Source organism: Streptomyces sp. JNUCC 63, from assembly GCF_054366325.1.
Genome location: NZ_CM135963.1, coordinates 3,113,001 through 3,135,062, shown reverse-complemented (window position 1 = coordinate 3,135,062; position 22,062 = coordinate 3,113,001). Strand labels below are relative to the sequence as shown.

General features: G+C 72.5%; 13 protein-coding genes. 9 read left to right on the top strand and 4 right to left on the bottom strand.

Translation table 11 applies throughout. The annotated features are described in order from the left end of the window. Positions 1-222: 222 nt before the first annotated feature. Complete coding sequence (locus ACX25U_RS14115; protein WP_454392102.1) at positions 223-1,431, bottom strand: nucleotide sugar dehydrogenase; 1,209 nt, start codon at positions 1,429-1,431, stop codon at positions 223-225. Between the two features lie 301 nt (positions 1,432-1,732). Here ACX25U_RS14115 and ACX25U_RS14110 point away from each other — a divergent pair, with 301 nt between their 5' ends. From ACX25U_RS14110 to ACX25U_RS14075, 8 genes are all read left to right on the top strand, one after another. Further along, the gene (locus ACX25U_RS14110; RefSeq protein ID WP_454392100.1) at positions 1,733-3,439 is read left to right on the top strand and encodes a glycerol-3-phosphate dehydrogenase/oxidase; all 1,707 of its coding nucleotides are present in this window, start codon (positions 1,733-1,735) and stop codon (positions 3,437-3,439) included. 283 nt (positions 3,440-3,722) lie between these two features. Next, complete coding sequence (locus tag ACX25U_RS14105; RefSeq protein ID WP_454392098.1) at positions 3,723-5,807, top strand: serine/threonine-protein kinase; 2,085 nt, start codon at positions 3,723-3,725, stop codon at positions 5,805-5,807. A gap of 143 nt (positions 5,808-5,950) precedes the next feature. Further along, positions 5,951-8,776 (top strand): protein kinase, encoded by a 2,826-nt coding sequence (locus ACX25U_RS14100; RefSeq protein ID WP_454392096.1) that lies wholly within the window; start codon positions 5,951-5,953, stop codon positions 8,774-8,776. Positions 8,777-8,911: 135 nt separating this feature from the next. Then, positions 8,912-10,573: a protein kinase domain-containing protein gene (locus ACX25U_RS14095; RefSeq protein WP_454394269.1), complete on the top strand. Its 1,662-nt coding sequence runs from the start codon at positions 8,912-8,914 to the stop codon at positions 10,571-10,573. Between the two features lie 71 nt (positions 10,574-10,644). Further along, positions 10,645-12,306, top strand: coding sequence for a serine/threonine-protein kinase (locus ACX25U_RS14090; RefSeq protein ID WP_454392094.1), 1,662 nt, complete (start codon positions 10,645-10,647; stop codon positions 12,304-12,306). A 69-nt stretch (positions 12,307-12,375) separates the two neighbouring features. Continuing rightward, positions 12,376-14,034, top strand: coding sequence for a serine/threonine-protein kinase (locus ACX25U_RS14085; RefSeq protein WP_454392092.1), 1,659 nt, complete (start codon positions 12,376-12,378; stop codon positions 14,032-14,034). A 115-nt stretch (positions 14,035-14,149) separates the two neighbouring features. Further along, entirely contained in the window at positions 14,150-15,763 is a 1,614-nt protein-coding gene (locus ACX25U_RS14080) for a succinic semialdehyde dehydrogenase (protein ID WP_454392090.1), read from the top strand. A 30-nt stretch (positions 15,764-15,793) separates the two neighbouring features. Further along, on the top strand, positions 15,794-17,572 hold the full coding sequence (locus tag ACX25U_RS14075) for a GMC family oxidoreductase N-terminal domain-containing protein (RefSeq protein WP_454392088.1): 1,779 nt from the start codon (positions 15,794-15,796) through the stop codon (positions 17,570-17,572). Between the two features lie 120 nt (positions 17,573-17,692). Here the strand turns inward: ACX25U_RS14075 and ACX25U_RS14070 are convergent, their stop codons facing one another. Both ACX25U_RS14070 and ACX25U_RS14065 read right to left on the bottom strand, forming a co-directional pair. Next, the gene (locus ACX25U_RS14070) at positions 17,693-18,763 is read right to left on the bottom strand and encodes an LPXTG cell wall anchor domain-containing protein (protein ID WP_454392086.1); all 1,071 of its coding nucleotides are present in this window, start codon (positions 18,761-18,763) and stop codon (positions 17,693-17,695) included. Positions 18,764-19,323: 560 nt separating this feature from the next. Further along, the gene (locus ACX25U_RS14065; protein ID WP_454392084.1) at positions 19,324-19,611 is read right to left on the bottom strand and encodes a chorismate mutase; all 288 of its coding nucleotides are present in this window, start codon (positions 19,609-19,611) and stop codon (positions 19,324-19,326) included. A 347-nt stretch (positions 19,612-19,958) separates the two neighbouring features. Between ACX25U_RS14065 and guaA the strand changes: the two genes are divergently transcribed. Further along, on the top strand, positions 19,959-21,539 hold the full coding sequence (gene guaA, locus ACX25U_RS14060; RefSeq protein ID WP_454392082.1) for a glutamine-hydrolyzing GMP synthase: 1,581 nt from the start codon (positions 19,959-19,961) through the stop codon (positions 21,537-21,539). Between the two features lie 19 nt (positions 21,540-21,558). Here the strand turns inward: guaA and ACX25U_RS14055 are convergent, their stop codons facing one another. Then, positions 21,559-22,032, bottom strand: a complete 474-nt coding sequence (locus ACX25U_RS14055; protein WP_454392080.1) for a pyridoxamine 5'-phosphate oxidase family protein — start codon at positions 22,030-22,032, stop codon at positions 21,559-21,561. Between the last annotated feature and the right edge of the window lie 30 nt (positions 22,033-22,062).

The window sequence follows — 22,062 nt, the reverse complement described above, 5'->3', positions numbered from 1 at the left end:
CGCCCCTAAGAGAAGTAGGGGCGGACACTCCGTGAATCATCCCGGAGCCTGCCGCAGTACCCGCTGCGGTGGGCTCCACCTTTTTGTACCGTACCGGATCCGTCGTTGGGCGCCCGGTACCGGAGAAGGTGGATCTTGCGGCTTTTCGTGTTCTGTACGCTACTGGCGCAGAACGCCGTGTGCCACCAGCCGCGGAAGTCCAGCACCCCCACGCGCCCCCCTTCACAACCGGTGCGCCGCCCCCGTGGGCGCCGCCCCCCGCGTGTCCAGCAGCAGCTGGGCCTTCACCGACAGCCCTTGCAGGTCGTACGTGCGGTGGTGCTGGAGCAGGATCGTCAGGTCGGCGTCGGCCACCGCCTCGTACAGGGAGTCCGCGCGAGGTACGGGCCGGTCCAGGACGCTCCACGCGGGCACGTGCGGGTCGTGGTAGCTGACGGAGGCGCCGAGCCCCATCAGCCGGACGGCGATCTCCTCGGCGGGCGTGCCCTGCAGGTCGGCGAGGTCGGGCTTGTAGGTGACGCCCAGCAGGAGGACCCGGGCGCCCCGGGCCGACTTGCCGTGCTCGTTCAGGAGGGTGGCGGCGCGCTGGACGACGTAGCGGGGCATGCGGCTGTTGACCTGCTGGGCGAGTTCCACCATGCGCAGGCCGCGGCTCGCCCGGCCGGTCAGGTCCTGGGGGAGGCCGTGGCCGCCGACGCCGGGGCCGGGGCGGAAGGCCTGGAAGCCGAACGGCTTGGTCTCCGCGCAGCGGACCACGTCCCACAGGTCGACGCCGAGGTCGTGGCAGAGGACGGCCATCTCGTTGACGAGGGCGATGTTGACGTGCCGGTAGTTGGTCTCCAGGAGCTGGACCGTCTCGGCCTCCCTGAGCCCACGCGCGCGTACCACCTTGTCGGTGAGCCGGCCGTAGAACGCGGCGGCCGACTCGGTGCAGGCCGGGGTCAGGCCGCCGATCACCTTGGGCGTGTTGGCGGGGGTGAAGTCGCGGTTGCCGGGGTCGACACGGCTGGGCGAGTGGGCGAGGTGGAAGTCACGGCCCGCGCGCAGGCCGGAGCCCTTCTCCAACAGGGGGCGCAGGAAGTCCTCCGTGGTCCCGGGGTACACGGGCGACTCCAGGATCACGGTGGTGTGCGGGCGCAGGTGCCCGGCGAGCGCACGGGCGGCGGCCTCCACCTGGCTCAGGTCGAGGCCGCCGTCCGAGCCGCGCGGGGTCGCCGCGCAGATCACCGCGGTGCGCACCCGGCCGAGCTCGGCCGGGTTGGTGGCCGGCCGGAAGCCCCCCGAGAGCATCCGGCGCAGTTCGGCTGGGCTGAGGGCACCGGACTCCTCCCCGATGCGGTACCCGAGGGTCGGGATGCCGGCGGCGACGGCGGCCTGGGCCAGGGGCAGGCCGAGAGGACCGAGTCCGATGACGGCGAGATCTGCGGGCATGGCGTGGGCCGTCCTTCCCAGTAACCGAGGCGTGGCAGGTACGCAAGTCCTGTGGACAGGACGAGCGAGCGCAATGTCAGACTAGGAGTAAATATGACCGTTTTGTGGGATTGACCAGCGTGTTTCTCGGTGAGCCGGGGAGAGTTGTCCACAGGCTGGGGGCGACTGGTGGCTGAAGCCGGGCAACCCCGTCAGAATTTGGGCATGGGCAGGAGGTGAGGGGACAAGGGAGAGGCATGGGGGATGGGAACGGGCTTCGCCCGACGGGTGCGGCCGGCGCGACGGACAGCGGGAGGCAGCGGTGAGGACAGCGGCACTGGGGCCGGCGCAGCGCGCCGAGTCACTGGCGGGAATGGCCGAGCGGGAGCTGGACATCCTGGTCGTGGGCGGAGGCGTGGTCGGCGCGGGCACGGCCCTGGACGCCGTCACCCGCGGCCTGTCCACCGGCATCGTGGAGGCGCGCGACTGGGCGTCGGGCACCTCGAGCCGCTCCAGCAAGCTGATACACGGCGGACTGCGCTATCTGGAGATGCTCGACTTCGCGCTCGTCCGCGAGGCGCTGAAGGAGCGCGGCCTGCTGCTGGAGCGCCTCGCACCCCACCTGGTCCGGCCGGTGCCGTTCCTCTACCCGCTGCAGCACAAGGGCTGGGAGCGCCTGTACGCCGGCTCCGGCGTCGCCCTCTACGACGCCATGTCGATGGCCCGCGGCCATGGCCGGGGCCTGCCCCTGCACCGCCACCTGACCCGCCGTCACGCCCTGCGAGTCGCCCCCTGCCTGAAGAAGGACACCCTGGTCGGCGCCCTGCAGTACTACGACGCACAGGTGGACGACGCCCGCTTCGTGGCCGCCCTGGTGCGCACCGCGGCGTCGTACGGCGCGAAGGCCGCCAACCGCGCGCGCGTCACCGGGTTCCTGCGCGAGGGCGAGCGTGTCGTCGGCGCCCGGGTGCGGGACGTGGAGGGCGGAGGCGAGTACGAGGTCCGCGCCAAGCAGGTCGTCAACGCCACCGGGGTGTGGACCGACGACACCCAGGCGATGGTGGGCGAGCGCGGCCAGTTCCACGTCCGCGCCTCCAAGGGCATCCACCTCGTCGTGCCCAGGGACCGCATCCACTCCACCACCGGGCTGATCCTGCGCACCGAGAAGTCCGTCCTGTTCGTGATCCCCTGGGGTCGGCACTGGATCGTCGGCACCACCGACACCGACTGGGACCTCGACAAGGCCCACCCGGCCGCCTCCAGCGCCGACATCGACTACCTGCTGGAGCGCGTGAACTCGGTCCTCGCGGTGCCGCTCGGCCGCGACGACGTGCAGGGCGTGTACGCGGGGCTCAGGCCGCTGCTGGCCGGCGAGTCCGACGCCACCAGCAAGCTGTCGCGCGAACACACCGTGGCCCATCCGGCGCCGGGTCTGGTCGTGGTCGCGGGCGGCAAGTACACGACGTACCGGGTGATGGCCAAGGACGCCGTCGACGAGGCGGTGCACGGCCTGGACATGCGGGTCGCCGACTGCGTCACCGAGGAGATACCGCTGTACGGCGCCGAGGGCTACCCCGCCCTGTGGAACGCGCGGGCGCGCATCGCCGCCGACCACGGTCTCCACGTGGTGCGCGTGGAGCACCTGCTCAGGCGGTACGGGTCGGCGGCCCGGGAGGTCCTGGCCCTGGTCACCGAGAACCCCGCGCTGGGCGCGCCCCTGCAGGGCGCCGACGACTACCTGCGCGCCGAGATCGTCCACGCCGCCTCCCACGAGGGCGCGCGGCACCTGGACGACGTACTGACCCGGCGTACGCGCATATCCATCGAGACCTTCGACCGGGGCACGCGCAGCGCCCGGGAGGCCGCCGAGCTGATGGCGCCGGTGCTGGGCTGGGACAAGGACCAGATCGAACGCGAGGTCGAGCACTACGAGAAGCGGGTGGAGGCCGAGCGGGAGTCGCAGCGCCAGCCCGACGATCTGACGGCCGACGCGGCCCGGCTGGGGGCGCCGGACATCGTGCCGTTGTAAGCCGCCCGGAAGTCGTTCCGGAAGCCTGTTCCGGAAATTCCTCACGGCGACTTCCGGGCCGGGTCCGCCGTTCCGCGCAGGGTGTGCGACGCAGGTTATGGACGGAATGGTCCGAAGGGTCGGCACCCGTGGCTTCTTCCTTGTCACGGCCCGTCATCCCGGCGTGTACGACAGGCCGTTCGAGCGCGGTCCCGGGGTGTCCTCAGGGGCACCCTGGGCGTTGAGCACTTGTCGGGTGAGAGACAATGGAGGCTCTGTCAGGGCGGGTTGCATGAGGGGACGCATGTCGGAGGCGGAGCGGGCGGGGACACCCCGTCAGGACACTCGTCAGGACACTCTGCAGGACAAGAGCGAGCGTCTTCTCGCCGGCCGGTACCGGCTGGGGGACGTGCTCGGTCGCGGCGGCATGGGCACCGTGTGGCGCGCCGAGGACGAGACCCTGGGCCGTACGGTCGCCGTCAAGGAACTGCGGTTCCCGTCGAACATCGACGAGGACGAGAAACGGCGGCTGATCACGCGCACGCTGCGCGAGGCCAAGGCGATCGCCCGGATCCGCGACACCAGCGCGGTGACCGTCTTCGACGTGGTCGACGAGGACGACCGGCCGTGGATCGTCATGGAACTCGTCGAGGGCAAGTCCCTGGCCGAGGTCATCCGCGAGGACGGACTGTTGGAGCCGCGGCGGGCGGCCGAGGTCGGGCTCGCGGTCCTCGACGTGCTGCGCTCCGCGCACCGCCAGGGCATCCTGCACCGCGACGTGAAGCCGTCCAACGTGCTCATCGCCGACGACGGCCGGGTCGTGCTCACCGACTTCGGCATCGCCCAGGTCGAGGGCGACCCGTCCATCACCTCCACCGGCATGCTCGTCGGCGCCCCTTCCTACATCTCGCCGGAACGGGCCCGTGGCCACAAGCCGGGCCCGGCGGCCGACCTGTGGTCGCTCGGCGGCCTGCTGTACGCGGCGGTGGAGGGCGCGCCGCCGTACGACAAGGGCTCGGCGATCGCCACCCTGACCGCGGTGATGACCGAGCCGCTGGAGGAACCCAAGAACGCCGGCCCGCTCAGGGACGTCATCCACGGCCTGCTGACCAAGGACCCGGCGGAGCGGCTCGACGACACCGGCGCCCGGACCATGCTCAAGGCCGTCATCAACGCGCCCGAGCCGAAGGGCGCCGAACCGGAGCCGCCCGAGGACGCCACCAAGGTCATCTCACTGCCCGCACAGCCCGGCGGAGGCAAGGGCAGAGGCGGTTCGGCGGGTTCCGGTTCCGCCTACGGCGGCAGGCGGGGTGAGGAGGCGGGCGACCGGCTGCGCGGGGCACTGCGCTCGGTGCGCAAGGCCGCCGTGACGGCAGGCGCGGCCCCCTCGGCGGCCGCGGCCCGCACCAAGTCGCCGGCCGGCCGCACGGGTTCGGGCCCGGGGAGCGGGGTCGCCGCCGTGGCGGCCGCGGAGCCCCGGACGCAGAGTGCCCCCGCTTCCGGGCCGGCCGGTGGCGCGCGGGCCGGGCAGCCCAGTTCGGGGTGGCCCGTGATGCCGACGCCGGACCTGCCGCCGCGGTCGGCGCCGCCCAGGGCGCCGATCACCGACGTGGTGCCACGGCGGACGCTGGTGATCATCGCGCTGGCCGTGGTGCTCGCCGTGATCGGCGCCGTGCTGGCGTTCACGCTCGGCGGGGACGACAAGGACCCCAAGGGAGCCAAGAGCGGAGACGGCCGCACGACCGCCACCGCCGGGACGTCCGCGGGTGCCTCGACCAAGGAGGACGTGAGCAGCGGCACCGGCACGGGCGGGGACGAGGCCGACTCCGCGGCGAGTGCCGACGGTTCGAGCGGCAAGCCGGCCACGAACGCCGGCACCGGGACGTCGGGCGACGACGGCTCCGGGTCCGATTCCGGTTCCGACTCCGGAGAGGACGGGCCCGGGGACGACGGCGCCGTGGCATCGACGTACAAGAGCGCGCAAGGCTTCTCCATCGGACTCCCCGCGGGCTGGAAGTACGCGACCACCGACCCCGCGGGGGCCCGCTTCACCGGCCCCGACGGGCAGAAGTTGCTGGTCGGCTGGACGTCCACGCCGAAGGGCGACCCGGTCGCCGACTGGACCAACCAGGAAAAGGGCATGGTGCGCCCCCAGTACAAGCGGGTCCGCATAGAGAAGGTGGAATACCAAGGCTGGAAGACCGCCGACTGGGAGTTCACCTACGTCGACGGCGGGACCAAGTACCGCGTCATCGACCGCGGGTTCGTGGTGAACGACCACCTCGGCCACGCGCTGATGTACACCGCGAAGGCCGCGAACTGGGACAGCGACCTGCGCGAGAGCACGTGGGAGACGCTGACGGAGACCTTCCGGCCGAAGAAGTCGTGACCCCGGGTTCGAGGCGCGAGATCCGTCATCCCCTCTTTGCGGGTTGCCTCCGGCACGTATCGTGAGTGGTTGCGGACCGTAAGCATCGGGAACGGGACGCGTGGCGAACGGAATTGACCGGGCGTGCGGCCGGGGGAGGCAACGTGGACGACTACGCGGGCCGGGTTCTCGCCGACCGCTACCGCCTGCCGCTGCCTCCGTCCGACGAGTACGAACTCACCGAGACGCGGGCCTTCGACACCTACAGCGGACAGGAAGTCCTCGTCCGGCAGGTGCCGTTGCCGGAGGTGGTCGAGGCGGAGGTGCTCGACGCGGACGGGCTGCCCGACGGTTTCACGGCGCGCGACGGCGCCTTCCGGGGGCCCTCGGCGCGGAGCGGGCGTACGGCGGGCGGGGATCGTTCCGCACGCACGGCGACGCGGCGGCCCGCCGATCCGGCGGTGCGGAGGGCGGTCGAGGCCGCGCAGGCCGCGGCGCGGATCCCCGATCACCCTCGGCTGGACCAGGTCTTCGACGTGTTCGCGGAGGGCGGTTCGCTGTGGATCGTCAGCGAACGGGTGGCCGCGCGACCGCTGGCGGCGCTGCTCGCCGAGAAACCGCTGACGCCGTACCGGGCGGCCGAGATCGCCTCCGACATCCTCATGGCGCTGCGGGTCCTGCACGCCCACGGCTGGGTGCACCGCAACATCACCGCCCGCACGGTCCTCGTCTGCGACGACGGCCGCGTCATGCTGACCGGCCTCGCGGCCGGCGCGGCGGAGGAGGCCCTGTGCGGGTACGACCCGGTACCGGTGCGGGGGGTGGAGGGCGAGGACGCGGCCCTGGACGCGCTGCCCGAGGGGGAGCCGGACGGAGCCGCGGGCGCATCGGGTGGTTCCGGCGGCGCGGGCGGCCTCGGTGGGCCCGGCGCCGGCGGCGTTGGTGGCCGCGGTGGATTCAACGGGGTCACGGGCGGCTTCGGCGGGGCTGCGGGGGCGTCCGGTGGTCCCGCGCGGGGTGTGCCCGGCGAGGGCGGTTTCGGGGGGCCCGCGACCGGCGCGGACCCCGTCCCGGCGGACCCGGAGGCCGCGCGGCGGGCCGCGATAGAGGCACGGGCGGCCGGGCCGTTGCCGCTGCCGGGTGCGGAGACGGGGCCCGGGGCATCGGGCGGGCTCGCCCGGCGGACGCCGGAGACCGGCGGGGACATCAGGGCGGCACGGGCCGGGGCGATCGCCGCGTACCGCGCGGGCGCGAGGGCGGCTGCCCGCGTGCAGGAGGCCCAGCAGAGCGCACGCGCCGCGCTGCCCGGCGCCCGTCCGCCCGCCGAGGGCGAGACCCGGGCCGACGCCGCCCCCGGAACAGGCACGGACCGCGAGGGCCAACCCACCCCTCCGGGCCGGATAGCCGACCCCTACGGCGTCCGGGCCCACTCCTGGAACGGCACCGCGTCCCGCACCGGGACCGGCCTCCCCCTCCCACCCGGCGACACCGGCCGGCACACGGCGCTCCCCGGGGGCGAGCCCGGCTCCGCCACGGACCAGGGCTACGGCACTCCGGGCGCGCACCAGGGCGCCTCGGACCCGGGCCATGGCACTCCAGGCACCGCCCCCACCCCGGCGGTGCCCCCTCAGGGCCGCCCCGAGCCCGGCGGCGCTCCCGCCCGTTGGGACGACCCCGCCCGTTGGGATACCCCCGCCCGTTGGGACGACCCCGCCGCCGGCACCCCCGTGCCGCGCGGACCCGCCACCGCGCTCGCGGCCGAGCGGGCTCGGCAGGCGCGGATGGCCGTGGTGGGACCGGTGACCGAGCGGTGGGCGCCGGAGCAGGCCGGGCCCGTCCACGAGAACTGGCAGCTGGCCGCGCCCATCGGACCGGCGACCGACCTGTGGGCGCTGGGCGCGCTGCTCTTCAGGGCCGTACAGGGGCATGCGCCGTACCCGGAGGAGTCGACCGCCGAACTGGTGCAGATGGTGTGCGCCGAGCCGCCCGCCTACGCGGAGGAGTGCGGGCCGCTGCGGCCGGTCGTGGAGTCGCTGCTGCGTCAGGACCCCACCGAACGCCCGGACTTCGAGGAACTGCGCGGCTGGCTGCGCTCACTGGTGCGGTCCGCGCCCGAGCCGGAGGCCGGCGCGCACGTCATCGCCGCCCCGCCCGCCGACTCGAGCCGGCTGCCGGTCGTACGCCGCCGCGGCGAGCTGGTGCGCAGGCGGCGCGCCGGGCTGCCCGCCACGCACGGGCGGCACAAGCGGGCCAGGCAGCAGTCCCGTTCGCCGCGGAGTCTGGGCCGCACCCTGCTGTTGCTGATCCTGCTTCTGCTGGCCGCCGCCATCGCGTACGCGATGCTGTTCATGCCGAAGGCCGGCCACGACGGCGCGGCGAGCGGCGATCGCACCAGAACCGCCGGTGAGGCGAGCCCGGCCCCGGCGAAGTCGGACGGTGCGCCCCGGCCCAGCCCCTCCCAGTCCTCGCCCCGCACCGACAACAGCCCCTCCGGGTCCGCCGGTTCGACCGAGGCACAGACCACGGTCCCCGGCGTCGCCGACGGTTTCACCCTCCGCGAGGACCCCGCCGGGTTCCAGGTCGCCGTCGCCAAGGACTGGGCCCGTACGCCCAAGAACGACCGGGGCCAAGTCGTCTACTCCCACGGCACCTTCGAGCTGATCGTCGTACCCGGCCGGGACAGCGCCGCCGAGTTCGGCAGCGACCCGATGGCGTACCAGCGGGAGAAGGAGAGCGAGTTGCAGGGCTACCGCGCCTCCAGCTGGGCCACCTCCTCCGGGCTGCAGACCATCCAGGTGGGCGGACGCACCATGGCCGAGGGGCAGTTCACGTGGACGGGCGCGAACGGGCAGCAGCTCTTCGTGCGCAATCTGGCCATCCTCCTCGACGGCAGGTACCACGTCGTGCAGGTCCGGGGACCCGAGGCCCAGCGGGACCAGGTGACCAAGCTGTACGAGCAGGCCTCGACGACGTACCGGTACACGGGTTGACCACGGGAGGGCCCGCCGGCCCCGGGAAGCGACAACCGTCACAGTCGGGACTCCTCGGGGCCCCGCTGGTTCCCTGCGGGGTGGCCGGAACTTACCCTGACCCTGTCAAGACCATTGCGGGGAAACGTGAATCAGATGCAGGGCCTGCTCCTCGCGGGCCGCTACCGGCTCGCCGACGCCATCGGCAGCGGCGGCATGGGCCGGGTGTGGCGCGCGCACGACGAGGTGCTGCACCGGGCCGTCGCCATCAAGGAGTTGACCGCCGCGCTCTACGCCGCCGGGAGCGACCAGGCGGTCCTGCTCGCGCGCACCCGGGCCGAGGCGCGCGCCGCCGCGCGGATCAACCACTCCGCCGTCGTCACCGTGCACGACGTACTGGAGCACGACGGCCGCCCGTGGATCGTGATGGAGCTGGTCGAGGGCCGCTCGCTGGCGGACGAGGTCAAGGAACAGGGCCGGGTGGAGCCGGAGGAGGCCGCCCGGATCGGCCTGTGGGTGCTGCGCGCCCTGCGCGCCGCGCACGCCGCCGGGGTGCTGCACCGCGACGTCAAGCCCGGCAACGTCCTGCTCGGCCAGGACGGCCGCGTCCTGCTCACCGACTTCGGCATCGCCCAGATAGAGGGTGATACGACCATCACCCGCACCGGAGAGGTCGTCGGCTCGGTCGACTACCTGGCCCCCGAGCGCGTCCGCGGCCACGACCCGGGCCCGGCCTCCGACCTGTGGGCGCTGGGCGCCACGCTCTACACGGCCGTGGAGGGCCTGTCGCCGTTCCGCCGCACCTCGCCGCTGAGCACCATGCAGGCGGTCGTCGACGAGGAGCCCCGCGAGGCGCGGTGCGCCGGTCCGCTCGCTCCCGTCATCACCGCCCTGCTGCGCAAGGATCCGGCCGGGCGACCGCAGGCGGAGGAGGTCGAGCAGATGCTCGCCGAGGCCGCCGAGGGACGACGGCCGAGCAGCGCGCAGGTGTACGTGCCCACGCAGGCGGTCGGAAACCACCGGGAGACCGTCACCCACGCCACCGGGACCGGTACGGCGTCCCCGACCCCGTACCCGCCGGTGACCGCACCGACCGGGCCGACCGGGCCGACCGCACCGACCTGGCCGACCGACGTCGCACCCGCACCCGTCACGACGACCGCCGCCGCGCCACCCAGGCGCCGCCTGCGCACCCTCGTCCTCGTCGTGGCCCTCGCCGCGCTCGTCGGCGGCAGCACCGCGGTCGCCCTGCTGAAGTGGGACCAGGGCCGACACCAGGGCAACGGCACCTCCCAGTCGTCCCCGCCGAACCCCACGCCCTCCACGAGCACCGACGACACCGGCGACCTCCCGCCCGGCTGGGTGCGCAAGAGCGACCCCTACGGCTTCAGCATCGCCGTGCCCGACGCGAGCTGGAAGCGGCAGGAGTTCGACAAGGCCACCGGCCAGGTCGACTACACGCCCGACGGCGGCAAGCACTTCATCCGCATCGCCGTCGACGACTCGCCGGACTTCCCCAGCGCACACGCTCACCAACTCGACCTGGAACAGCAGCTCCAGCGGCTGGTCGACTACCGGCGGGTGACCCTGGAGGCCAACACCTACCGCGACCGTCCGGGCGCGCTGTGGGAGTACACCTGGACGGCCCTGGCCAAGGACACGCCGTTCCCCGGCCCGCGGCACGCCGTCGAGGAGACGTACTTCTCCCGCGAGGGCGTCGAGTACGCGATCTACATGTCCTCACCCGAGGAGGACTGGGCGACCACCGAGAAGCAGTTCAGGACCGTGCTGCAGAGCTGGCAGCCGGACGGGAGCTGACGCGGCGGAGCCCGATCCTTGGCCGGTCGGCGCCCCGGAACGCCGCTGCTCCTTGCGGCATGATGGGGCGCATGGGGACCGAGGGGGACGACTCCCGTGTCATCGCGGGCCGTTACCGCCTTCAGGCGCGGCTCGGACGCGGAGGCATGGGCGTCGTGTGGCGGGCGACCGACCAGCTGCTCGGACGGGAGGTCGCGGTCAAGGAACTCCCGTTCGACGAGACGCTGTCCGCCGAGGAGGCATCGGTGCAGCGGGAGCGGACGGTGCGCGAGGCACGCGCCGTCGCGCAGTTGCGGCATCCGCACGTCATCGTCGTGTACGACATCGTCGAGCAGGACGAACGCCCGTACATCGTCATGGAGCTGATCGACGGCGGCTCGCTCGCCGACCGGATCGCCGCGCGCGGCCCGGTGGACGCCGCCGAAGGCGCCCGTATCGGCATCGCCCTGCTGAGCGCGCTGCGCACGGCCCACGCCGCCGGTGTCCTGCACCGGGACATCAAGCCCGCGAACGTCCTGGTGGAGTCCGCCACCGACCGGATCGTCCTCACCGACTTCGGCATCGCCCAGGTGGCCGGCGCCACCACACTCACCGAGACCGGGTCCTTCGTCGGCTCGCCGGAGTACACCGCGCCGGAGCGGATGTCCGGGGCCAGGACCGGCCCGGAGTCCGACCTGTGGTCGCTCGGCGCGCTGCTGTGCACCGCGCTCAGCGGTGAGTCGCCGTTCCGGCGCGACTCGCTGGGCGGCATCCTGCACGCGGTCGTCTTCGACGAGATCCGGCCACCTCCGCAGGCCGCGCCGATCCTGCCCGTCGTACGGGGGCTGCTGGAGCGCGACCCGGACCGGCGGCTGGCGGCGGACGAGGCGGAACGGATGCTGCGGGCCTTCCTGGAGTCGGGCCGTACACCGACGCCGCCGGCCCGCTGCACACCCACGCAGCGCGACGTCCCCGTATCGCCCCACGCGCCCCGGCCGACGCCCGCCGCGCCGCCGACGGCCGACACCGCGTCCCAGGATCCCGCCCGGCGCTCCACCCGGAGTGTGCTGGTCGCGGCGCTGCTGGTCGCCGCGATGGCCGGGGCGGGCGTCTCGGCGGCGGCGCTGCTGATGCGCGGAGGCGGCGACGGCGGCGGTACGCCGACGACTTCGGCGCCGCGGACATCGGTGAGCACGCCGGCGAGCACCGCGGCCCGGTCGTCCACGCCGTCACCGTCGACCACTTCGCCGGCCACCCCCGTTTCCACGGTCACCGTCACCCGGCCCGCCCCGCCCGCCGCCGACGGCCCCACCGCGCCCCAGGGCCACCACCTGGTCCGGGACCCGGCCGGCTTCACCGTCGCCGTACCGGACGGCTTCACCCGCAAGCCGCAGGGCGAGCGCATCTTCTACGTGTCGCCGGGGGAGTCCTTCCGCCTCGGCATCAAGATCGCCGCTCCCGACGCCGGCGGCCCCCTCGCGGTGATGCGCCGCGCCGACGCCGCCGGACCGGACACCAACCCCGGCTACCACGACGGCCGGGTCACCGGCACCACGCACAACGGACACCCGGCCGCCCTGTGGGAGTTCACCTGGAACGGCTTCAGCGCGGCGGAGGGCCCGCGGCACACCTACGACCTGTGCTGGGAACAGGACGGGCAGATGTACGACGTATGGATGTCGGCACCGGTCGACAGGACGCGCGAGTCCAAGGAGCACTTCGACGTCGCGGTGGACACCTTCCGTCCCGGCTAGGTCACGGGTCTGTGACCGGATGGCACCCCTCGTGGAGGCGGCGGCGGGGGGCACGATATGGATGGATCCATGAGCAACAACGGGGCTGCCCACCACGGGGCCGACGAGCCGACGAGTTTCGCCCTGCAACCGCCGAACCCGCAGGCACGGGTGCCCCACCCGCACAACCCGTACGCCATGCCCGCACAGAGCAGCGGCGGCGGGCAGCCGCAGGCCCCCGCCCCGGCGCAGCCGCAGGACCCCGGCGCCGGGCGGCTGATCGGCGGGCGCTACCGGCTGCTCGCCAAGCTCGGGCACGGCGGCATGGGGACCGTGTGGCGGGCCAAGGACGAGACGGTGGACCGCGAGGTCGCCGTCAAGGAGCCCCGTATCCCCGACCACTTCCCCGAACGGGAACGTGCCAACGCCTTCGAGCGCATGCGCCGCGAGGCCCGCGCCGCCGCCCGGCTCGACCACCCCGCGGTCGTCAACGTCCACGACGTCGCCGTCGTCGACGGGCAGCCGTGGATCGTGATGGAGCTGGTGCAGGGCCGCTCGCTCGGCGCCGCCCTGCAGGAGGGCACGCTGGACGCCCGCGAGGCGGCCAGGATCGGCCTCGCGGTGCTCGGCGCGCTTCAGGCCGCGCACGCCGCGGGCATCCTGCACCGGGACGTCAAGCCGGACAACATCCTGCTCGGCCGGCACGACCGGATCGTCCTCACCGACTTCGGCATCGCCCAGATCGAGGGCGAGACCAACCTGACCGACACCGGCGGCTTCGTCGGCTCCCCCGAGTACATCGCGCCGGAGCGGGTGCTGGGACAGCGGCCCGGCCCGGCCTCCGACCTGTGGTCGCTCGGCGTGGTGCTGTACGCGGCCACGGAGGGCGTCTCCCCGTTCCGCCGCAGCAACACACCCGCCACCCTCCAGTCGGTCCTCAACGCCACGCCCGCGCCGCCGGCCGCCGCGCAGGGCCCGCTCGCCGAGGTCATCAACGGCCTGCTGCACAAGGACCCGGCGCACCGGCCGGACGCCGCACGGGTGCGCGCCCTGCTGGAGGCGGCCGCCGCCCCGCCCGCGCCGGCACCCACACAGGTGGTGCGGTACGCCGAGGGCAAAAGACCTTCCCCCAGGCTCGGCCGCAAGGCGTGGCTCGGGCTCGGTGCCGCGGCCGTCGCGGCGGCGGTGACGGCGTACGTCCTGATCGCGCGCCCGTTCGCGGGGCCGCTGCCCGAGGGCTGGGAGACCCACCACGAGAAGGACGTCGCCGCGACGATCGCCGTGCCGAAGGACTACCAGCGCGAGGTGCCGGACCCGAAGAGCATCACCAAGAAGCACTGGGTGGCCTACAGCGACTGGAGCGGCAGCATCACGGTCAATCTGCGCCTGCTGAAGAAGTCCGAGGAGTCCGAACGCGACATCAAGGACTCCGCGGCCGCCCAGATGTACGACGACAACGGCTCCTTCAAGCAGTCCGGCAGCTACGAGCTCGACATGCCCGGAAATCCGACGACCCACACCAAGGAGTCCACGTACCGGGGCAAGAAGGCCGCCGAGAACACGGTCGTCTACACCACCAACGACAGCACGCACCCGATGCCGCGCGAGCTGCGGATCTTCTACTACAAGACCACCGCGGGCGACATGTACAAGCTCACCGTCGGCTACCCCGGCAAGGGCGACTTCACCGAACGCGGCCGCGAGGTGGCGAAGACCGCAATCGCCAACCTGGACATCGACCGGCCGTGACAACGCCCTGATCAGGGCGTTTGTTGCCAGTGATCACTGGCGGCCTGTGAGCGCTCGGTGAATCGTCATTACCGACGGGTACACAAAGCCGCCGGTGCGGCATACCCTGCGCCTCATGACGGATGCGCAGGCCCCGGTGAAGACCGGCACGAATCCCTTGGCCCCCGCCCCCGCGGGGGTCCGCACCGCCGCCGATGTGGTGACGCCCGAGCTGGTCGCCCAGCTCACCAAGGGCGTCGTCGGATCCGGCCGGACCGCCAACCACACGCCGTTCACCGGGGAGAAGCTCGCCGATCTGCCCGAGTCCACCCCCGAGGACGTCGCCCTCGCCTTCGAGCGGGCCCGCGCCGCGCAGGCCGTCTGGGCGCGGATCCCCGTACGGCGGCGCGCGGCCGTCCTGCTCCGCTTCCACGACCTGGTCCTGGAACGCCAGGCCGAGGTCCTGGACCTGATCCAGCTGGAGACCGGCAAGGCCCGCCTGCACGCGCACGAGGAGGTGCAGGCCGTCACCGTCGCCGCCCGGCACTACGGCCGCCGCGCCGCCGCGTACCTGAGGCCCAAGCGGCACACCGGCGCCATTCCGGCGCTGACGGAGGTCACCGAACTGCGCCACCCGCGCGGCGTCGTCGGCCAGATCGCCCCCTGGAACTACCCCCTGGAGCTGTCGGTCGGCGACGCGCTCCCCGCCTTCGTCGCGGGCAACGCGGTGGTCATGAAGCCGGACACGGAGACCTGCCTCACCGCCCTGTGGGCCCGTGACCTGCTGATCGAGGCCGGGCTGCCCGCCGAGGTGTTCCAGGTCGTCATCGGCGACGGCCCGGTCGTCGGTCCCGAGGTCGTCCAGCACGCCGACTACGTCTCCTTCACCGGCTCCACCCGCACCGGCCGTGAGGTCGCCCAGGGCGCCGCCGCCCGTCTGATCGGCGTCTCCCTCGAACTCGGCGGCAAGAACGCCATGCTGGTCCTGAGGGACGCCGACATCGAGAAGGCGGCGGCGGGAGCGGTCCGCGCCTGCTTCTCCTCCGCCGGCCAACTGTGCATCTCCATCGAGCGGTTGTACGTCCACGAGGCGATCGCGGACACCTTCCTCGAGCGCTTCGCCGTCCGTACCCGGGCGATGCGGCTCGGCACGTCGCTGGCGTACGGCGCCGACATGGGATCGCTGGTCGGCGAGCGGCAGCTGGAGACCGTCGCGCGGCACGTGGAGGAGGCCGTCGCCAAGGGCGCCGAGGTGGTCGCGGGCGGTGTCGCCCGCCCGGACATCGGCCCCTACTTCTACGAGCCGACCATCCTCGACGGCGTCGAGGCCCCCATGTCCGTGTGCACCGAGGAGACCTTCGGCCCGGTCGTCTCGGTCTACCGCTTCAAGACCGACGACGAGGCCGTCGAGCGCGCCAACTCCACGCCGTACGGCCTGAACGCGTCGGTCTGGACGAAGGACGCCCGCCGCGGCCGCGAGGTCGCCGCCCGGCTGCGTACCGGCACGGTGAACATCAACGAGGGCTACGCCCCCGCCTACGGCAGCGTCCAGTCGCCGATGGGCGGTATGAAGGACTCCGGCCTCGGCCGCCGGCACGGCTCCGAGGGCATCCTCAAGTACACCGAGGCCCAGACCCTCGCCCACCAGCGGCTGCTGCCCATGGCCCCGTCACTCGGCATGGACGACGAGAGGTACGCGGCGTTCATGAGCCGCAGCCTGAGGCTGATGAAGGCGTTCCGCTTCCGCTAGACGGCACACCGTTCCCGACGAGGAGAGTACGTGTCTCAAGACGGCTACGACTACGACGTCATCGTCGTGGGCTCCGGGTTCGGCGGCTCCGTCACCGCGCTCCGCCTGACCGAGAAGGGTTACCGCGTCGGCGTCCTGGAAGCCGGCCGCCGCTTCACCCGCGAGAGCCTGCCGAAGAACTCCTGGGACCTGAAGAACTACCTGTGGGCCCCGAAGCTCGGCATGTACGGCATCCAGCGCATCCACCTGCTCGGCAACGTCATGGTGCTGGCCGGCGCCGGAGTCGGCGGCGGCTCCCTCAACTACGCCAACACCCTCTACGTACCGCCGAAGGCCTTCTTCGACGACCCCCAGTGGCGGGACATCACCGACTGGCAGGAGGAGCTGAAGCCGTACTACGACCAGGCCCGGCGCATGCTCGGCGTACGGCTCAACCCGACCATGACCCCCTCCGACGTCCACCTGAAGGCGGCCGCGCAGCGGATGGGCGTCGGCGACACCTTCCACATGGCGCCGGTCGGGGTGTTCTTCGGCGACGGCGAGGACGCCGACGGCAAGGCGAGGGCGAAGGCGGGGGAGCGGGTCGCGGACCCCTACTTCGGCGGGGCGGGTCCCGACCGCAACGCCTGCACCGAGTGCGGCGAGTGCATGACGGGCTGCCGGCACGGCGCGAAGAACACGCTGAACGAGAACTACCTCCACCTCGCCGAGAAGGCCGGCGCGGTGGTCCACCCCATGACGACGGTCGTGTCGGTCACGGACGACTCGCGGGGCGGCTACGCGGTCGCCACCCTCCCGACGGACAACAAGAAGAAGGGCGCGGGCCGCTTCTTCACGGCACGCAGGGTGGTCCTGGCGGCCGGCACCTACGGCACCCAGACGCTGCTGCACCGCATGAAGGCGAGCGGCCGGCTTCCGTACCTCTCACCCCGGCTGGGCGAGCTGACCCGTACCAACTCCGAGGCGCTGGTGGGCGCCCAGACCGACAACCGGCGCTACCGCAAGGCGACCGGCGCGCCGAAGGCGGACTTCACGCGCGGAGTCGCCATCACGTCCTCCATCCACCCCGACGAGAACACCCACATCGAGCCGGTCCGCTACGGCAAGGGTTCCAACTCGATGGGCGGCCTGTCGATCCTGCAGGTCCCCTACGCCGAGGGCTCGTCCAGGGTCACGGCCTGGCTGCGCAACGCGGCGCGCCATCCGATGCTCGTCCTGCGTTCGCTGTCGAACCGCCGCTGGTCGGAGCGCACGATCATCGGCCTGGTGATGCAGTCCCTGGACAACTCCCTGACGACCCACCTGAAACCGGACGGCCCGGGCAAGGGACTGCTCACGGCCCGTCAGGGTCACGGCTCGCCCAACCCCAAGCAGATCAGGGCCGCCACTCAGGGCGCCACCGCGCTCGCCGCCGAGATCAACGGCTTCGCCGGCTCCAACGTGGGAGAGCTGATGGGCACCCCGCTCACCGCCCACTTCCTCGGCGGCTGCCCGATCGGCGCCTCCCGCGAGACGGGCGTCATCGACCCGTACCACCGCCTCTACGGCCACCCCGGCATCTCGGTCGTGGACGGCGCGGCGGTCTCGGCGAACCTGGGCGTGAACCCGTCCCTGACCATCACCGCCCAGGCCGAGCGGGCGATGTCGTACTGGCCCAACAAGGGCGAGACCGACCCGCGTCCGCCGCAGGGAGCGGCGTACGAGCGTCTGAAGCCGGTGGAACCCCGGCACCCGGCGGTCCCGGCGGACGCCTTCGGCGCGCTGCGGCTGCCGTTCCTGGGGATGCCGGCGGTGCCGCCGAAGAAGTGACCGGCAGGGGGGCGCGGAGAAGAAGAGAAGGACCTGCGTCCCCCTCCTGACGCAGGTCCTTCTCTTCTTGTGCAGGGCTCTACGACATGTCGCGCGGAGCCCTGCGAGCCACGTGGCGCGTTACGCGACCGCACCCGCCTTGCGACGGCGCACGAGCACGATCGACCCCGCACCGGCGACGACGGCGGCACCGCCGATGAGACCGATCATCGGCAGGGCGGAGCTGGAGCCGGTCTCGGCCAGGCTGCCCTCGACCTTCGGCGTGCTGCCGGCCGGCTTGGTGTCGGTGATCGGAGCCTTGCCGCCTTCCTGCGGCTTGGTGCCACCGGTGTCCGTGCCGGACGAGACGATCTGGAACTTGTACGACACGCTGCCGACGCCGACGCACTCGCCGTCGCCGTCGCCGTAGATGGTGGCGCCGAGCGAGAAGCCGGCGCCGACCGGGGCGTTGGCCTTGACGTTGATGCGCAGCGGGATGTCGACCTCGTAGTCGGGCTTGAGCTCGTCGGTGTAACCGACGTAGCCGACCGCGTAGCCGCCCGAGTCGAGGTCCTCCCAGACCTTGTTCACGGGGTTCCAGGCCTGCAGGTGGACCTGCCTGGTCTTGAACATGTCCTCGCCGTTCTTGTCGGGCGAGGCCCCGGCGAAGTAGTCGAGGTCGTTGAGCGTCGAACCGGAGTTGTTGGCCACGTTCAGCGTGAACTTGTGCCAGCCGCTGCCCGCGGCGATCTTGCCCGGCAGGCCCTTGATGCTGACGTCGACCTTGGTGTCCTCGCAGAACGACGGCTCAGGCTCGGGGGAGTCGGTCTCCTCCGGGGCGGAGGTGCTCGGTGCCGGCTCCTCGGGGGTCGACTCGTCGTCGCCGGGGGAGGACGGGGTCTCCTCGGGGGTCGACTCGTCGTCGCCGGGGGAGGACGGGGTCTCCTCGGGGGTCGACTCGTCGTCGCCGGGGGAGGACGGGGTCTCCTCGGGGGTCGACTCGTCGTCGCTGGGGGAGGACGGGGTCTCCTCGGGGGTCGACTCGTCGTTGCCGGGGGAGGACGGGGTCTCCCCGGGGGAGGACTCCTCGGTGGTGAGGCTGGAGCTCTGCGAGGGGTCCTCGGACGCGAACGCGGCCGGAGCCGACAGCAGCGCCAGGGGGGCTATCACGGCCGTCGCGGCGGCGGCTGCCATGGCACGGCGAAGTTTCATGCAGACCTCGGTAAGTCGGTGTGTACTGCGGCGACGCAGCACGAACGTTGGGGAGGCCCTCCGCGTGTGGGGCCGCGGGTCGTGGCCTGGTTCTGCTGGTGTGACCGAGGAGGCGGATGAAAGGTTGTGCTGTCCTTGACAGAATTTTTATGTGGCGTGAGTCACGCGCAGCGGGCTCATGGGCGGGCCGGCTCGCGGGCCGGGTGCCCGGCGCACGGATGGTCTCGGCCCGAGGAAGCCGGAGGGTGCACGGAAATGCCGCTGTCCACTACGGGGACTCGAGGATCGGCCCGCCGGTCGGCCCCGGGCGTCCCCGGAGCCGACCGTTATCCGGGTGACCGGGCTGCTGTCCCCTGCCGTCCGGTCACTTCCCTGGAGCGAGGTCCCACGGCGCACGGCACGATCCGCACACCTCATCGCTCCAGAGAGCCACGCGTGGTTCTTTCGGGCCCGCCCCTGGCTGGCGCGGACACCGAGAACAACGAGGCGGCGTACGCGGCGGTCACGCGCCGTACGGGTGAGATGCGGGCGGGATCCGGATGAGAGATCCCGGGCCGGGTTCAGATCTTGCCGCGGCACAGCTCCAGCAGGGTCATCGCCAGGGTCGTGCCCGGCTTGCCCAGGGCCTCCCTGTAGTGGCCGAGGATCTCCATCTCGCGGGAGAGGTTCACGCGCCGGCCGCCGGAGGCGATCCGGGCCTCCTGGATGACGGCGGAGACGGCCATGCGCTCCTGGACCAGGCCGATGATCCGGTCGTCGAGCGCGTCGATGCGCTCCCGGGCGCCGGCGATCACGTTCGCGGCCTCGTCGGTCCTGGCGCCGGTCTTCTCGGTTGCGGTGGCGGTCATCTCGGAGCTCCTCACTGGGTGGGTGCGGTGCCCCGGATCGGCAAGGACCGGAGAAACGCCAGGCGCCCCGGGCCTTGTCGGCCCGGGGCGCCTGGGAAGTCGCTTGACGTTGACTCAAGCAGCACGACCATGGCAGCCGGCGGGCCGGGTGCCATAGGTAAAGAGGAAGGTCGAGTGCGTGAGCATGGGACCAGTATGCCACGGCGCTTTCCCTCCCACCGAGCCGGGTGACGGGTGGGCATGGACGGGGGCCGGGGGTGGAGTCCCCAGGGACGGGACCCGGCCCACGGCCACCTCGGTAGAATCGACAATCACAAGCCACCCGCCCAACCGCCGGAAGGCACCCCGTGTCATCAGCGACCCCCGCTGCCGCCACCCCCGACACCGTCCTGGTCGTCGACTTCGGCGCGCAGTACGCCCAGCTCATCGCCCGTCGCGTCCGCGAGGCCCGGGTCTACAGCGAGATCGTGCCGAGCACCATGCCGGTGCAGGACATGCTCGCCAAGAACCCGGCGGCGATCATCCTCTCCGGCGGCCCCTCCTCGGTGTACGAAGAGGGCGCCCCCCGCCTCGACCGCGAGATCTTCGAGGCCGGCGTCCCCGTCCTCGGCATGTGCTACGGCTTCCAGCTGATGGCCCAGGCCCTCGGCGGAACCGTGGACAACAGCGGCGCCCGCGAGTACGGCCGTACCGCCCTGGCCGTCTCCAGGCCCTCCTCCACCCTCTTCGAGGGCACCCCGGCCGAGCAGGACGTGTGGATGTCGCACGGCGACGCCTGCTCCGCCGCCCCCGAGGGCTTCTCCGTCACGGCCTCCACGGACGTCGTCCCGGTCGCCGCGTTCGAGAACGACGAGAAGAAGCTCTACGGCGTCCAGTACCACCCCGAGGTCATGCACTCCACGCACGGCCAGCAGGTGCTGGAGCACTTCCTGTACCGCGGGGCGGGCCTCAAGCCGAACTGGACCACCGGCAACGTGATCGAGGAGCAGGTCGCCGCGATCCGCGAGCTGGTCGGCGACAGGCGGGCGATCTGCGGCCTGTCCGGCGGCGTGGACTCGGCGGTCGCCGCCGCCCTCGTGCAGAAGGCCATCGGCTCCCAGCTGACCTGCGTCTACGTCGACCACGGCCTGATGCGCAAGGGCGAGACCGAGCAGGTCGAGAAGGACTTCGTGGCCGCGACCGGCGTCCAGCTGAAGGTCGTGGACGCCGAGGAGCGCTTCCTCACCGCGCTCAAGGGGGTCAGCGACCCCGAGGAGAAGCGCAAGATCATCGGCCGTGAGTTCATCCGGGTCTTCGAGCAGGCCCAGGCGGAGATCATCGCGGACGAGGGTCCGGCGGTGGAGTTCCTGGTCCAGGGCACGCTCTACCCGGACGTGGTCGAGTCCGGCGGCGGCACCGGCACGGCGAACATCAAGTCGCACCACAATGTGGGCGGCCTGCCCGAGGACCTCGAGTTCAAGCTGATCGAGCCGCTGCGCAAGCTGTTCAAGGACGAGGTCCGCATGGTCGGCCAGGAGCTGGGCCTGCCGGAGGAGATCGTCCAGCGCCAGCCGTTCCCGGGCCCCGGCCTCGGCATCCGGATCGTCGGCGAGGTCACCAAGGAGCGCCTGGACCTGCTGCGCGAGGCCGACGCCATCGCCCGCGAGGAGCTGACGGCGGCCGGCCTGGACCGGGACATCTGGCAGTGCCCGGTGGTGCTGCTCGCGGACGTACGGTCCGTCGGCGTCCAGGGCGACGGCCGCACCTACGGCCACCCGATCGTGCTGCGCCCGGTCTCCTCCGAGGACGCGATGACCGCCGACTGGTCGCGTCTGCCGTACGACGTGCTCGCGAGGATCTCGACGAGGATCACCAACGAGGTCCGGGACGTCAACCGGGTCGTGCTCGACGTGACCTCGAAGCCTCCGGGGACGATCGAGTGGGAGTGATCCCCTCTTTTCGAGGGGATCAGGTCCGCCTGAGAGTGCGCACCGGCTCTCCGGGCTTCCAGACCTGGACGACCAGATACGTGTCGTCCTCCACATAGGTCCGTACGACCTCCGTCAACTCGGTGCGGAAGAGGTGGAACGGCTGCGGCGGTTCCACCTCTTCCACGTACGCCCCCTTCGCCTCGGGGTCCTCCATCTCGACCGCTCGCCCGGAAACCCGTACGTCGCCGTCGGCCATCGCGGTGTCCGGCCCGGGATTCGCCTGCAGCGCGAACCTCGCGTCCCGGCGCAGATCGAGCGCCTTGAGCGAGTCCGGCATCATGCCGAGCCACAGCTCACCGTGCAGGAAGCGCACCTCCAGGCCGGTGGTGCGGGGGGAGCCGTCCTTGCGCAGGGTCGCGAGGACGTGGTGCGTGAACGCCCCGAAGCGCTGCTCGACGGTCGTGGCCAGATCGGGCTCCGCCGCGGCGAAGGCCGCCCAGTTGGTTGCCATGCCGTGAGTCTGGCGCCGATACCCGACATC